The organism is Flavobacterium sp., assembly GCF_029945805.1.
Classification (GTDB): Bacteria; Bacteroidota; Bacteroidia; order Flavobacteriales; family Flavobacteriaceae; genus Flavobacterium.
Window position 1 is genome coordinate 94548 of record NZ_JAQSDH010000052.1, and the last position, 14222, is coordinate 108769.

The 14222-nt window shown below is 34.1% G+C and carries 17 protein-coding genes; all 17 read right to left on the minus strand.

Annotated elements, in window-relative coordinates:
• Window positions 1–17: 17 nt before the first annotated feature.
• Window positions 18–1220, minus strand: a complete 1203-nt coding sequence (locus PSU83_RS14660; RefSeq protein WP_300590297.1) for a hypothetical protein — start codon at window positions 1218–1220, stop codon at window positions 18–20.
• Window positions 1217–2329: a glycosyltransferase gene (locus tag PSU83_RS14665; protein WP_300590298.1), complete on the minus strand. Its 1113-nt coding sequence runs from the start codon at window positions 2327–2329 to the stop codon at window positions 1217–1219. The genes PSU83_RS14660 and PSU83_RS14665 overlap by 4 nt, the downstream gene beginning before the upstream one ends.
• A gap of 322 nt (window positions 2330–2651) precedes the next feature.
• Window positions 2652–3176 (minus strand): DapH/DapD/GlmU-related protein, encoded by a 525-nt coding sequence (locus PSU83_RS14670; RefSeq protein WP_300590299.1) that lies wholly within the window; start codon window positions 3174–3176, stop codon window positions 2652–2654.
• Between the two features lie 4 nt (window positions 3177–3180).
• Window positions 3181–4176, minus strand: a complete 996-nt coding sequence (locus tag PSU83_RS14675) for a glycosyltransferase (protein ID WP_300590300.1) — start codon at window positions 4174–4176, stop codon at window positions 3181–3183.
• Window positions 4177–4824, minus strand: coding sequence for an acetyltransferase (locus PSU83_RS14680; protein WP_300590301.1), 648 nt, complete (start codon window positions 4822–4824; stop codon window positions 4177–4179).
• Window positions 4821–5894 carry a DegT/DnrJ/EryC1/StrS family aminotransferase gene (locus PSU83_RS14685; RefSeq protein WP_300590303.1) on the minus strand — a complete coding sequence of 358 codons (1074 nt, stop codon included), beginning with the start codon at window positions 5892–5894 and terminating at the stop codon, window positions 4821–4823. Before PSU83_RS14685 ends, PSU83_RS14680 begins: the two co-directional genes overlap by 4 nt.
• Before the next feature lie 23 nt (window positions 5895–5917).
• Complete coding sequence (locus PSU83_RS14690) at window positions 5918–6859, minus strand: glycosyltransferase (RefSeq protein ID WP_300590305.1); 942 nt, start codon at window positions 6857–6859, stop codon at window positions 5918–5920.
• 7 nt (window positions 6860–6866) lie between these two features.
• The gene (locus tag PSU83_RS14695) at window positions 6867–8354 is read right to left on the minus strand and encodes an oligosaccharide flippase family protein (protein ID WP_300590307.1); all 1488 of its coding nucleotides are present in this window, start codon (window positions 8352–8354) and stop codon (window positions 6867–6869) included.
• A complete protein-coding gene (locus tag PSU83_RS14700; RefSeq protein ID WP_300590309.1) occupies window positions 8354–9478 on the minus strand; it encodes a DegT/DnrJ/EryC1/StrS family aminotransferase in 1125 nt (374 codons plus the stop codon). The genes PSU83_RS14695 and PSU83_RS14700 overlap by 1 nt, the downstream gene beginning before the upstream one ends.
• Window positions 9471–9977 carry an acyltransferase gene (locus tag PSU83_RS14705; protein WP_300590311.1) on the minus strand — a complete coding sequence of 169 codons (507 nt, stop codon included), beginning with the start codon at window positions 9975–9977 and terminating at the stop codon, window positions 9471–9473. The genes PSU83_RS14700 and PSU83_RS14705 overlap by 8 nt, the downstream gene beginning before the upstream one ends.
• Window positions 9978–9982: 5 nt before the next feature.
• Window positions 9983–10897, minus strand: a complete 915-nt coding sequence (locus tag PSU83_RS14710) for a DegT/DnrJ/EryC1/StrS family aminotransferase (protein WP_300590313.1) — start codon at window positions 10895–10897, stop codon at window positions 9983–9985.
• Window positions 10897–11832 (minus strand): hypothetical protein, encoded by a 936-nt coding sequence (locus PSU83_RS14715; RefSeq protein ID WP_300590315.1) that lies wholly within the window; start codon window positions 11830–11832, stop codon window positions 10897–10899. Before PSU83_RS14715 ends, PSU83_RS14710 begins: the two co-directional genes overlap by 1 nt.
• Complete coding sequence (locus PSU83_RS14720) at window positions 11814–12233, minus strand: FdtA/QdtA family cupin domain-containing protein (protein WP_300590317.1); 420 nt, start codon at window positions 12231–12233, stop codon at window positions 11814–11816. The genes PSU83_RS14715 and PSU83_RS14720 overlap by 19 nt, the downstream gene beginning before the upstream one ends.
• 1 nt (window position 12234) lies before the next feature.
• Window positions 12235–12633 carry an FdtA/QdtA family cupin domain-containing protein gene (locus tag PSU83_RS14725; RefSeq protein WP_300590319.1) on the minus strand — a complete coding sequence of 133 codons (399 nt, stop codon included), beginning with the start codon at window positions 12631–12633 and terminating at the stop codon, window positions 12235–12237.
• 97 nt (window positions 12634–12730) lie between these two features.
• Window positions 12731–13264, minus strand: coding sequence for an ArsR family transcriptional regulator (locus tag PSU83_RS14730; protein WP_300590320.1), 534 nt, complete (start codon window positions 13262–13264; stop codon window positions 12731–12733).
• A gap of 138 nt (window positions 13265–13402) precedes the next feature.
• The gene (locus PSU83_RS14735; RefSeq protein WP_300590322.1) at window positions 13403–13861 is read right to left on the minus strand and encodes a UpxY family transcription antiterminator; all 459 of its coding nucleotides are present in this window, start codon (window positions 13859–13861) and stop codon (window positions 13403–13405) included.
• 134 nt (window positions 13862–13995) lie between these two features.
• On the minus strand, window positions 13996–14222 hold a 227-nt coding region (locus PSU83_RS14740), incomplete at its 5' end, for a T9SS type A sorting domain-containing protein (RefSeq protein ID WP_300590324.1).

The following is a 14222-nucleotide window of genomic DNA, read 5'->3' on the forward strand; positions in this document are numbered from 1 at the left end:
AAATTTTCGATGCTGGTTTACTTAATAAAATCAATTAGTGGTATATTAATATTCGTAAACATAGCAACTATAGGATTTGTCAAAGTTATGATATTAATGAAATCCATCGAACTTCGTATAGAAACAATACAAAACACAATTAATAAAGGAGAAAGCATTTTAATGCTTTTAGGAATGAAGGCATCTTTGGTATTGGCTACTGTAATAAAAATAGCGGCTAGCGAGAAAAGAAATGCTACATTCAAAAATCTACCGCCAGAAGGTAATAAACTTGTGATATTCGCAACAGTTAAAAAAAGTAGTGCGAAACCTATTAATCTTTTTACAGCAACAGCTCTCTCATTTTTGAGCCTGAAAAACAGTATGGTAATAAAAACTAAATTGAAATAGGACAGCATTTTTTGAAAATAAATAATGTACCAATTAGCTTGCTGGAATGCGTCATTTGATCCTTCAATGTACTCGTCACTAAGATAACTTTTTACCCTTGGTAAGATAAAATCGGGCATGTTGCTTTCTAAAAAGCTTTTAATAAAACCTACATTGAGTTCTACTATAAAAAAACTTGCTATGTAAAATACATAAAGCAATCTGAAATTTAGGCGGACTACACTATACACTAGTAATAATGCTACAGGCAGCACAAAAGAAAAATGGACTAAAATACTAGCGGCGGCTATAACAAGTCCTTTTTTGTTATTATGAAATAAATATATAAACCCACCATAAAAAAAGATGTGAGCCGCAGTCCACATGCGGACTCCATTTACCGACCAAAATCCAATGATCATGCTAAACGTAAAAATAAGTACAACTTTTTCCCATGATAATTTTCCACTTGATTCTTTTAAAACCAACCAAATATTATTGGTATAAAAATAGCCAAACACCAAGCCAAAGAACATAAAAAGCAGGTTGCCGTTATCGGTAAATAATGAGAAAAAGAAAGTAACTAAAGTAACATATATATCGGCTTGCCCTCCTTCTTGAGTGTAGAAACTATTTTGAATAGTATCAAAATCCTTGTTCCCATTATACATAAACTCTAAATTAGTAATATAACGTGAACTATCGGCGGCATCACTTTTTACCATCGTTAATCCAAAAAACGCTATAAATGCAATAATTGTTGGCTTTGCCCAGTCACTTCTATAATTTCTGATAGCATTTATAAAACCTACAAATGGAAAAATGATAAAATAAAAAAAAGTGTTTTTCATTCGGATGCTAAAGCTATAAATTTTGCAGCTACATTCTCAATTCGGTACTTATCTTTTGCCGGCAGCACCATTTTTTCTTCATAATTTCCTTCTAAAAAATTTTGAAAAATATCGGCTTGCAAATTACCATAGCTAATGCTCAATACAGGTTTGTCGATAATTAAATAATCAATTAATTTACTTGGTGTTTGGGTGAGTCCCACATTTTCAAAGTTAACCACAAAATGCATTTTTGATAAATCGTACAGTAGTTTTTCTCGCGGAACAATAGCCTTTATAACGATTCTACCTTTGCTAGCTTCTACGAAAGAAACTACAAATTGTGGGGTTGTGGTATAAATATGAAACTCAAATTTAAAACTTTCGTCTAAACTATTAAGGTAATTCAAAAACTCCGATGGATCCCGTCTTCCCGGAATGAACATTCCAGCGTAGCCGAAAATGATTTTCTCCCGATCCAACGCTCCGTCATATAAAGTTACATCTTCGAAGCGAAAACCTTGCGGAATAACTTTAATCTTTTTATGAAATTCAGCATAATAACCCGAAATAGAATTTTGTGTTGGCACCGTTATAAAATCAGCCTTTCGGCAAAACCATTTTTCAACCCATCCAAAGTAAAACGGAGGTTTAAAAGTATCATTTTCCTGCCCCATATAAGGATCTCCACAATCGGCAATCCAAGTTTTTGCAATCGGATTATTTTTGTCCAAGATTCTAGCAACGCCCCAGTGTATTGGATAAGGGACTGCTACTGATATAAGCGCATCATAACCCTTTTCATTTTTAAGCGCTTTCTTGATTAGTGGAATTAATTGGATAGCTGGATATTCAAGTAGTAAACTCGAAAAACGGGCAATAACTCTTCTTATTAGAAGCCCGACTCCACTGCCTTTTACAACTGGCCGTGGCCATGTTAAATCGCCTAAATCAATAACCTCAAAATTATGTTGCACAGCAAAGGCTTTAGATACGTCACGAAAATGTGTACAAACAGTTACGGCATGACCTTTGCGGGCCAATTCCTTAGCTAACTCTGTTGCTCTGAAGGAACGAGGTGATATCTCTGGGTAAAATCCGTTGGTTACAATTAGTATTTTTTTTGACATTTTTACGATTATTTTTGTTCGTAGTAATTCTTTTTGCTACGCCTATTAAAGGTTTTTCTATAAAATTATATGTTAGACAAGAGACTATAATTTTAATTTCTAATGGACTAGATAATTTTAATAATGGATTTTATATTTTAAATAGTTCAATTAAAAATACTATTGAAACTATGTACAGTAAATAAATGGAGTATGATTTATCACCAATTAAACTTAAAAATCGAGAAATTCTAAAATTATAATAAATAAGTAATCTACAAATATCCAAGAGGAAAAAATTAACGTTGCAAATAGATATGATTTAAATTGAACAGATATTAATTTATTCATTTTTACCAATAATTTTAGCTGGAACACCCCCAATTATTGTATTTTTCGGAAAGGACTTAGTTACCACTGCTCCTGCTCCTACAATAACATTATCACCTAATACAACTCCTGGCAATAGTACCGCATTTGCACCTATCCAACAATTTTTTCCAATTTTAACTGGTGAAATTGATTTATTATGAGACGAATAATCATTTTTATTATGATTGGCTGATATAATTTTCACTCCCGGTGCAAAAATTGTGTAATCGCCTATGTAAACAGTATTTATACCCTGCACATAACAGCCTCCAGAGTTTGCAAAGTATTGTGCAACTCCTTTTCCTAAAATAATTGTTTTGCTAACTGTTGATGTATAATGAACCATAAATGGGACTTCCGCATTTATTCTTAGAATCTTTTGAAAAAAGAAATTTACCAATCTAATATTTATACTTGTAGGTGAAAATAAATATTCGATAATATTTGACGGCTCATTTTTTTTCCAATTTCTGAACTTAAACCTATTAAAAATCATTAATTTAACTATTTTTTAATCTAAAATAAAACGGAAATAAAAGCTTAGATGAATTAAAAAAAATCATGTGTTTTTTATATGAAAAACGCAGCCCTTCGACTTCTACCTTGTCGATATTTTCTTTCTTTAAAACCTTTAATACTATGTAATATTCTTTGAAATTAAATTTTAAAATACTTGGTGTAATAGCTAATAATATAAATTTAGCAACTAGATGATTTACCAAATTTTGTTGCTCTGAAGTCAAATTATTTTGCTTAGCAAAACTCTTGACATCCTTAATTGCAATAACAAAACCATTTATCGCATTCTCCGTAAAGAATAATCTTGAATTGGTTGCCGATCCGATTCTGGTAGTTCTTTGATAAAACTTAGCGGATAAAAATCCGACACGGTTAGCTACAGTAAAAACTTTGCCTATAAAAAGTCCATCTTCTAGATAAGGAACATTTTTAGGATAATTAATTGCGTTCTCCTTAAGCATTTTCCGTCTGTATAACATTGCCCAGCTTCTATCCGGATCTCTAACTGTTAATCCTCTCGGCGCAAAATAGCCCTCGACACCATTAAATACGGTTTCATCATTTGAAGAAAAATCTGTTTCCCAAATGGATTTACCCTCTTTATCAAAAATTTCAAATGCCAAGTACAAAACGTCTAAATTTCTTGAAATTGCATTTTGGTACACCGACTGCAAAACATTTGGAACAACGTAATCATCGGGGTCAATTGGCAAAATATATTCACCTTTCGCAATAGCAATCGCATTGTTTCTTGCCATTGAAACTCCTTGATTTTCTTGATTAATGAGTATAATATTTGAAAATTCGTTTTGCAAAGATTCTACAATTTCTTTACAACGGTCTGGCGAACCATCATTGGTCACTATGATTTCGTAATCCTCTGTAGGCATATCCTGATTTTGTAAGCTGCGGATGCATTTTTCAATGTAACCGTCAACTTTATAGGCAGGAATTATAATACTTAGTTTTATTGTCATTTAGAATTCAATAGGATGTAATTCTTTAATTATTTTGGCAGGAACTCCAACTACAACAGTGTTATCAGGCACATTTTTGGTTACAACTGATCCAGCGCCAACAACTACATTTTTACCTATGGTTACATCTGGCAATATAGTAGCATTTGCTCCTATCTGTGTATAGGAACCAATTTTACATCTACCCAATAAAATAGCTGCTGGTGAAATTTCAACAAAATCTTCAATAATACAATCATGCGTAATAACAACATTATAATAGATTATGCAGGCCTTTCCGACTGTTGTAGAATTGGATAAAATTGCACCTGCCAAAATGTTGGTTCCTTCTCCAATGTTGACGTCATAAGAACCCAAAACAGCCGAATTACTAATTGCAGATGTACATCTTCCACCAATAGATGTGAATTTATCATATAATTTTCTTCTGATAATAGGATTTCCTACTCCAATGGTAAACTTATTGTCAATTGTATTAAAATACTCAATAGCTGCTTCAAATGATTTCAAAACAGGAAACTGTTCAAACAATTTCCTTGGAATAATATCGCTTACATCGTCGTAAAACACAACATTTTCAAGTTGGTCCGCTTGATGCAAAATCTCTAATACTTCTTTAGCAAAGCCTTTTGCACCAACAATTGTCACAGGTTATAATTTATTATTGAAGTAATTTGATATAATTCTTCTTCTACAATTCCAGCATAAAGCGGCAAACATAGTATTCTCGAAGCAATATCCTCAGATATTGGCATAGAGGGTCCGTTTACATAATGAATCGTATTCAAAGAAGGATAAAAATAACGTCTTGGATAAATTTCAACTTCGTTTAAAGCTTTTTGAACCTTTAATAATTTTTCTTCAGATTCAAATATAATTGGATAATAACTGTAATTCCAATTAGTATCTTGTCTAATTTTTATAGTTTTTAGTTTCGTAAAATTTAAGTTTATTATATAAAAATCAACCGTTGCTTTCCTGCTTTTTATAATTTCGTCCATATAGGGCAAAACAGACAATCCCATAGCAGCTTGCAGTTCAGAGGTTTTTCCATTTATTCCTAAACAGTGAAAATCTAAAGGCCCATTATGTCCAAAATTATGACTGTAATACATTTTATGATTTAATTCGGCATCGTTACAAAAAATCGCTCCGCCTTCTCCAGTATGAAACAACTTGGTTGCATGAAAACTACAGGTGCTCACATCGCCATAATCGAATATTGATTTATTTTTATAAGTTACTCCGAAACAATGTGCCGCATCATAGATTACTTTTAAATTATGCTTTTTAGCAATAGCCTCAATCGCAACCACATGGCATGGATTTCCAAAAACGTGGGTAGCTAAAATTGCTGTAGTTTTTGGTGTAATTGCGGCTTCTATTTTAGTTTCATCAATTGTTAGATAATCCGCATGAATGTCAACAAAAACTGGATGACACTGTTCCCAAATGATAGAAGAAGTTGTCGCAACATAGCTGAAAGGCGTCGTAATAATTTCTCCTTCCTTACCTAATATTTTTAGTGCAATCTGAATCGGAATTGTTCCGTTGGTCATTATAATAATATTAGTAACCGAAAGATATTTTTTTACCTTTTCCTCAAGTTCCAATAACAGTTCGCCTCGATTAGTTAACCATTGATTTTTCCATATTCTCCGCAATTGCTTTTCATATTCTTCAATTGGTGGAAAAAAAGTTTTAGTGACGTTTATCATTGATATATAATTAATTTAAAATTTTAATTGATTTTTTTTACAATACTGTTGCAATAAAAAAACGGATTGGCATAAACCGTAGAAAACTTATAAAGTATTTCATTAAGTTTTGTTTTTTTTGTAATTCCCATTTTTTTAAAGATAATGGCAATGTTGTAAGTCCAGTTTTCCTCTAAAACTAGTAGTTTTGGCAAATGCGGGTGCGCATATTTTTTCCGTGCTAAGAAACTATTGATCACAGATGGCTTTATTAAAACATCCTGCCCATTATTATTAGTTGCATTGGAATGCATTCTGTAGCCAACAGTTGCTTTATGAAAATAATATAATTTTTCACCTGAATGGGTAAGTTTTAACCACATCGGATAATCTTCGACTAAACGATTGCATTCATCGTAACCGCCAACTTTCTCTAAAGCTTGCTTATTAAAAAAATAAGATGGTGTGTACTGAATTCTATCTGACAATAATAATAATTTGTATTGATCTTCGGCTCCGAAAGATTGATCCATCAGATTATTTGGATAAGAACTAGGAACAGATTTTATATAATTCTTTTCTTCAAAAGTATCTTGATACACTTTAACCTGACTAAAAATAATTTGAGCATCTGGATTATCTCTAACAAATTCCATGTTATCTTTTACCTTATTAGGCAAAAAAACATCATCTCCAGCAACCATACCTATCCAATTGGAAAGACAGGCTTTTATAGCTCTGTTAACATTTGCCGAAACTCCTGTATTTTGTGGAACAGTTAGTATTTTAATATCCGCAAATCGGTCTTTTACTCTTTGCTGGTTACACCACTTTTCAACTACTGCAACGGTATCGTCTTTAGAACAATCATCGGAAACAATCAATTGAATATTTTGATGCGTTTGGTTAAAAATACTCTCTAAAGTTTCTTCAACAAATTCAGCAGCATTATAAGTAACAACCGGAACGGAAACTAAAATTGACATAAATAATTTATTTCTTAGCGCGGTTAGTAATTTTTCCAATAGCTGACTTAATGTTAATTCTTGAATTTAGCTCTTTCAAAAAAAATAAAATTGTGGCTATTACTATAATTCCCTCCACTATATAGGCAAACGGAAAAGCAACTGTTTTAATGGTAAGTAATGTTAAAACTAAAGACAAAAAACAAAAAAACAAAAGTTTGAAAACGTTTCCTGTAAATTGAAAATCAAATTTCTTTTTGAGAATCGTTAACATAAAAATGGAAGAAATCACATAACTTACTATCAACGAAATTCCTAAGCCTGTTACACCATATAAGTGATAAAAAAGAATATTAAATGCTAGTACAATAATGTTAGCAATAATTTCAACCGTTATAAACAGTTTGTTGTTTCCTTTGGCTAAAATTACATAACCCACAACCCAAACCAAACCTTTTAATGGAATAGCCAACACAGCAAACTGTATAAAATTTTGCGAAGCTAAAAACTCTTTACTCAGCAGTATTCTTATTAATAATGGTGTTGTAGTTAAAAGTAAAATCAGAACTACACCTAAAATAATCAAAACCAATTCGGCTTGTTCGTTGACTAATTTTTTCCATTTCGATTCCTCGGTAATTACTCCTGACAATCTTGGGAAATAATCTGTTGACATTGCTGTAAAAACCATTCCAACATACCCTTCGACTATGGCGTTTCCTGCACTGTACAAACCAACATCAGCCAAAGTACCGGCACCAGAAATATAAGCAACGAGGGCAAAAGCAACACCGGCAGCCAATATATTTATTAACGTCATGCTCAACCCCAACTGCACAATTGGCTTAGCTACCTGAAACGTTTCTTGCCATGAAATTGCAACGGGTTCAAATTTTATTTTTGATTTGAAATAAAGTGAAACCAAATAATTAGCAAAAGCCGTAACAATTATAGCGGGAACAACTCCATCAATTCCGAAAAAATAAAATATAGGTAAAGCAACCACTAAACCCACAATTCCACCTAATATATTCGCCTGGGCTAAATATTTTAATTGGCGTGTTCCGCGAAGCAACGTATAAATCCCGCCAGATAAGGCTCCAAAAACGAAAGTTACTGATAACCAAACGAAAGAAAACGTTTTTGATGTATCTCCAAAAGCAAATTTGCTCAATAGTGGCGAAAAAAGTACTGTCGCTATAATTCCAAAAAGGGCGGTGAAACAAATCAATCGCTTAAAAACCTGAAATGTAGTTCTTACAAGAATCTGATCGTTTGAGCTATGCGCTTTTGAAATATCTTTTACCGCACTTTCATTAATTCCTAAAGTGGTAATGGTTCTGACTAAATTCAATCCGGATAATAATAATCCGTTCAAACCCATTCCGGCGGTTCCAATTAATAGGGCTACTGCCTTTCCCCGAATCAGGGTTATGAGAATATTAAAAACCTGAACGCCTCCAAAAATGGAAGTCGCTTTCATTATCGAACCGTATGATGATTTAGTTTCCGACACTAATCTGCAAACGAATTTAAGAGTTGAATCACTTTAGCAACTTCTTCTTCAGACGTAACCGGACTAATAGGCAAACTCAATACTTCATCGTGAATCGCATTGGTGATTGGAAAATCCAACTGATTCAGTTCTTTGTAAGCTAGTTGCTTGTTGGGTGGAATTGGATAATGAATTAAAGTCTGCACTCCATTGGCAGTCAAATAGTCTTGTAATTTTTCTCTTTCCTGAGTGCGTATAACAAACAGATGCCAAACGTGTTCGGTATTTTGATCAGGTTCAAATGCCGTATTTTCCGGAAATGGCAATGTGATTCTTGGATTGGTAATTCCGTTAAGGTACAACGAAGCCAAGTATCTTCTGTATTGATTTTCAGTGTCGATGTACTTGAGTTTCACTTCTAAAAATGCAGCTTGAATTTCATCCAGTCTGCTGTTCAATCCTTGAAATTCGTTTACATATTTTTTAGTACTGCCATAGTTTCCTAAAGCGCGAATGTGTTTGGCCAAAACCGCATCATTGGTAGTTACCGCACCTGCATCGCCTAATGCTCCTAGATTTTTCCCAGGATAAAAGCTGAATCCAGCGGCATCACCCAGATTTCCGGTTTTGATTCCGTTCCACTCTGCACCTATTGCTTGCGCGTTATCTTCAATTATTTTCAGATTGTATTTTTTGGCTAAAGCCGATACTTTATCACTCCAACAAACCTGTCCATACAAATGAACTACCAGTATGGCTTTGGTATTTGGTGTGATATGACTTTCGATTAAATCGATGTCCAAATTGAAATTCGCCGGATTAGGTTCGACCAAAACAGGTTGTAAACGATTATCTGTAATTGCTAATACCGACGCTATATAAGTATTTGCCGGAACAATAACTTCGTCGCCTTCTTGCATGACACCCAAATCTATATAGGCTTTCAGTATCAAACGAAGTGCATCTAATCCGTTGGCTACACCAATGGCATGCTTGGCTCCTATATAATTTGCTAATTTAGTTTCAAAACTGCTTAATCGTTCTCCCATTAAGAACCAACCGGAATCGATAACGTCTGAAGCGGCTTTTTTAAGCTCGTCAGCATATTGTGTGTTGATTTTTTGGAGGTCTAAAAACTTAATCATTTGTATTTAATTTTTGTATTTCTTCTGTGGTCATGGTTCTTATCAATTTTGCAGGTGTTCCACCAATAATGGAATAATCCGGAAAGGAAGCATTCACAAAACTCTGTGCACCTACGATACAATATTTTCCCAAGTTTACATTTGGCATTATAACAACGTTCGCTCCAATCCATGTGTGATCACCAATGGTAACTTCTCCTTTTATAATGGGAAAAATTCGTTGCATTTTTTCGGAAGCATTAGGCCCTGAGCCTGACATTAGCATTACATTTTGTGCAAAACTAACATGTTTTCCAATCGTTACTGTAGCGTTGAACCCTTCAACAATCGTGTTTAAACCAAAATAGCAATTTTCACCCACAACCAATTGATAATGAGGCGAACCGAAAAGGCGCGCGCGCGAGGCAATTTTGGTATTATCTCCTATTTTTACATTGTTAATGCTGGCATCACTTTCGATGCTGATATTTACTCCTAAATCTATATTTGAAGTTATCATATATTTTAGTTTTTTTCTATAAAATACGCTATCGTTTCAAAAATCAAATCAATAGCTGTAAAAGATAAACTCTGGTGACTCGGGATGAAAAAAGCATCTTCGCCATAGAATACACTGTTTTGAATTCCATTCTGACTCAAATAAAGTTTTAGTCCGTTCAAATCGGTAACGACCGAATTGTTATTAAGCACCAAAGCATAAGGAATTGTTTCTGCCTGATGATTAAAACGAGGCGTAAAGCCTAATGCTAAGGCCTTGTTCAAAGCATAGTCATAATTCGCTTTTCGCTTGTGCAGCAAAGATTCTTCATTTGTAAGATTATCTGATACTACATTTTGAATGTACTGACTTTCATTACCCGATAGCATCGATTTACAAACACTTTTATTTGTATTATTTACTAAAATTCCTCCAATCTGAATCGGAAAAAATTTTGGCATACTATAAACTGAAAAATCGCCGTACTTTCCAACTTGCTCGTGAACATCCTGACTAAAAAAAGTAGTGCAGCAATCTTCAATGATTGGCAAACCAGTCCTTTTTAATTTTTCCATTTCTGGATAAATAAATCCAAACTCGTGGTTGACGAGGATGATTTTCGTCTCAGGAAGTAATTCTCTATTCCAACGACAGAATTTTTCAATTTCTTTGGTAACACAGGAACTTATGTAAAAGTTTTGGGAAGTAGTAAATAGTGTAACTAAATCGTTGGTCTTTAAATTATAACTTTGCAGTGCTATATTGATAGCTTCGCGTCCATTGTAAGTGTAGTGCCAATTTCCGTTTCCGAATTTCTTATTCAGATAAGTAACGGCTGCATCGTTACTTGGCAATGCTGAATTAATAGCAATATCTTCCGTTACGAAGGGACTCATTCGATAAGCTGGCACTAAAAAAGGATCTGGATTAACAATAAACATTACACTAAACTTTTATAATATTCAGTTAACAAATCGATCGAACAGCCAATACCTTCTTTAAATTCACACAATCCATTATTAGGAATCGAATCCACAGTAGAATGACCAATATCAATTGTTTTAATTCCTTGTTCTTTGTAGTATTTAAAAACATTGTAGGATAAGAAATTCATTGTTTTGAAATCAGAATACTTTGGTAAATCACCCCAATACACCACCCTAACTATCGACGGTGCGACATGATAAATTATGGCCGAAGCAATTGGTGTGTCAGCGTCTTTTACTAGAAAATAGTCAACCGGAATAACAACTGATGTGGTCTCTAGCTGCTCCCAAGTTAGCCTCATTGGAAAACCTCTTTCACTTCTGTTCTGCCCAATAATCGCGTGCGCTACTGAACCGTTCTCAGCCGCCAATTTTTCAAAAGTCAAACCATAAGAAAGTGATTTATTCAAGTTCTTTTTGGCATTATACCAAATAGTCTGTGAATAAGAATCGCTGAAATTATCGGTTTGAAAATAATAATTCAATTCTATATTTTGTGTTGTAAAGCCGGCACGATACAGGCAATTTGTCATTTTGGCTGAAAAATCCGGAGTGTAAAATGTTGAAGGCGGTAAAATGCGTATTCCAACAATTCCTTTATTTTCTGCCCATTGCGACAAAGCTTCGAGCGCAGCATCAATCTGATATAATTTGATGTCTGAACTTACATTTTCAAAACCACCATAAGGTGCAGAAAATGGACTCAACAAAACGTTATCCTTTAATCCGAAAGCAATTCCCAATCGGGTTTTACTGTCTTTAAACAGCAAATAATAAACAACTTCAAATCGCGAAGCATTGAGTTCATTAAACTTACCCGTATTGAACACATGGCTCGGTTTGGGAAAAGTTGCGTCAAAAATTTGGGGACTTACTTCAAGAATTTCCACGTCTTAAACTCTTCATAGTTTCTAAAATAATCATTTTCATCATACAGTTCAGATGCCAGAACCATACAGATGGAGCCACTTGAAAAAGTGTCTAAATCGCGCCACAATCCAGGCGGAATCAACAATCCCTGGTAAGGCTGATACAGATGGAAACTCTTTTTATCTATTCCATCATCCAGAGTAACTGTGAAGCTACCGCTGAGCGCAACCATTATCTGATGTAAATCTTTGTGCGCATGACCTCCGCGGCTGTTACCACCAGGAACATCGTATAAATAATAAATTCTTTTAATATCAAAAGGCACTTCTTCCTGATTGGTGATAGAAGTTAGATTTCCGTTCAGCTGATGGTTCTTTGGAAATTCGATAAGTTTACAATCGTTGATCGTAGTTTTTAACATATTACTTTTGTATTAAATAAGAATCCAATTCCCGTAAATAATCTGCTTCGTTAAATTCGCCATCACACAAATGCAAAGAGACTGAATTCGTTGAAAAATTCTCCATGTGTCGCCAATGATTCGCTGGAATATACAAGGCAAAGTAACTTCTGTTGAGTGTAAAACGTTCCAAAGTTCCGTTCGTATTAGTTATAACCACATCAAAGCTTCCGCTTAAAGAAATAATAACTTCATGCTGGGTTTTATAAGCATGTCCGCCGCGGGTTTCTCCTCCTGGTACATCATAAATCCAAAACACTCTTTTAATTTCAAAAGGCAGATGATCCGGAGATTGAATGAAAGTCAGATTGCCTCGTACGTCTTGTATTTTTGGCAGTTGTATGATTTGCGGTTTATGCATTTTCTAGTATTTGGGAACATTACTTTTTTTCACAGCTTCGCTTGGTCAGTCCCATAAATGGAGTAACAAAGCAAAATAATTTAAAGTCAAACCGACTCTAAACCGTATCTAAATTTTTGGCGGTTAGCTCTTGTTCAAAAACTAACAAACCGCTATTATCGTGCTGATTGGTCAAATAAAAAACGACTTCTTTTTGTATTTCATTCTCAATCTTCTGTGATAATTTTTTGATGTACTCTTCATTTAAATCATCTCCTTCTAAAACCACTTCAATACGCCCGCTATCAATTCCCTTTGCATAGTCACCAATAATAAACACACGGTGCACCGATCCCATTCGTTCCAAAACCATTTCTATAATGGTGTCAAGACCAATGTATTTGCGTACTATTTGTTGTAGTAAAATAAAAAAAGGATTGTGCTGATTCGCTTTATACGTTATCTTTTGGTTGGTTTCTTGACGTATCAAATAACCTGCTTCAGTAAGGTTGTTTAGTTCTTTTCGAATAGCATTGGTTGACTCGTGCATTTCAGAAGCTAAACCACGAAGATAACCCTCATTTGCTACGTTTATAAAAAACTTAACAAGGAGGCGCAGTCGTGTTTTAGAAGTAATTAAATTCTCAAGCATCCATAAAAATTTTCCGAGTAACAAATGTACTCAATAATTTTTATTACTATTAAAATTATATTAAAATATGAATTCTTTGGACTTTAAAATCAAAATTAGGTCTATTATTATCAGAAATTATAAATAAAAAAAAGCGGTTCATTTATGCAAAATGATTTTCATGCCTAATTGTTCCAAGATCAAAACAATTTGGTTTTTAGTAACTTTATCAACAATCCCTTTTTGACCTATAAATGGTCCAGACGGTATTTCATATAAACTTCCGGGTTGAATTCCAATCACTTCAAAAGTGGTAACTTTATCTTGTAGCCATCGCCGCATTAGTTCTATTTCGACATCTTTAATAATTGCGGGTTGGCCCAACCAGTATAAATACCGAACCACTCCCGCAACTTGGAAAACTAATTCTCTATTTTGAGATGCCAAATTCACAAAAACGTAGGATGGTAGTAACGGGACCTCAACTTTTTTCTTCCGATCTGACCATTGTCTTTCCTGAATTACTAAAGGGCAATACACATCTATATCCAGCTTTGCTAAACGGGCTGCTACTTTCTTTTCTTGTCGCGGACTTGTATATATTGCGAACCACGCCATAAATATCTTTTTAGTTTTGTAAAATTCTTTTAACTCCTCAAAAATACTGAAAACTAATTGGAAGTCGTCGCATGAATTAAAACAAAAAGCCCTCGATTTCTCGAGGGCTCTTTCTTTTATTAAAAATCAGTGTCTTATCTCTTAACCACTCGAACCGTCTCAACGCTATCTTCTTGTGATACAACTACGTTGTAAACACCACTCGGATAACGATCTCCAATGGTTGTTGTTTCTAAGTCTAATACACGAACCTCTCTTTGTTCAATCAATCTTCCAACCATATCGTAAACCTTCATTGTAACAACTGATTCGCTTGACGTTTTAACATCAACCATAAAGTTATTAGCAAATGGATTTGGAT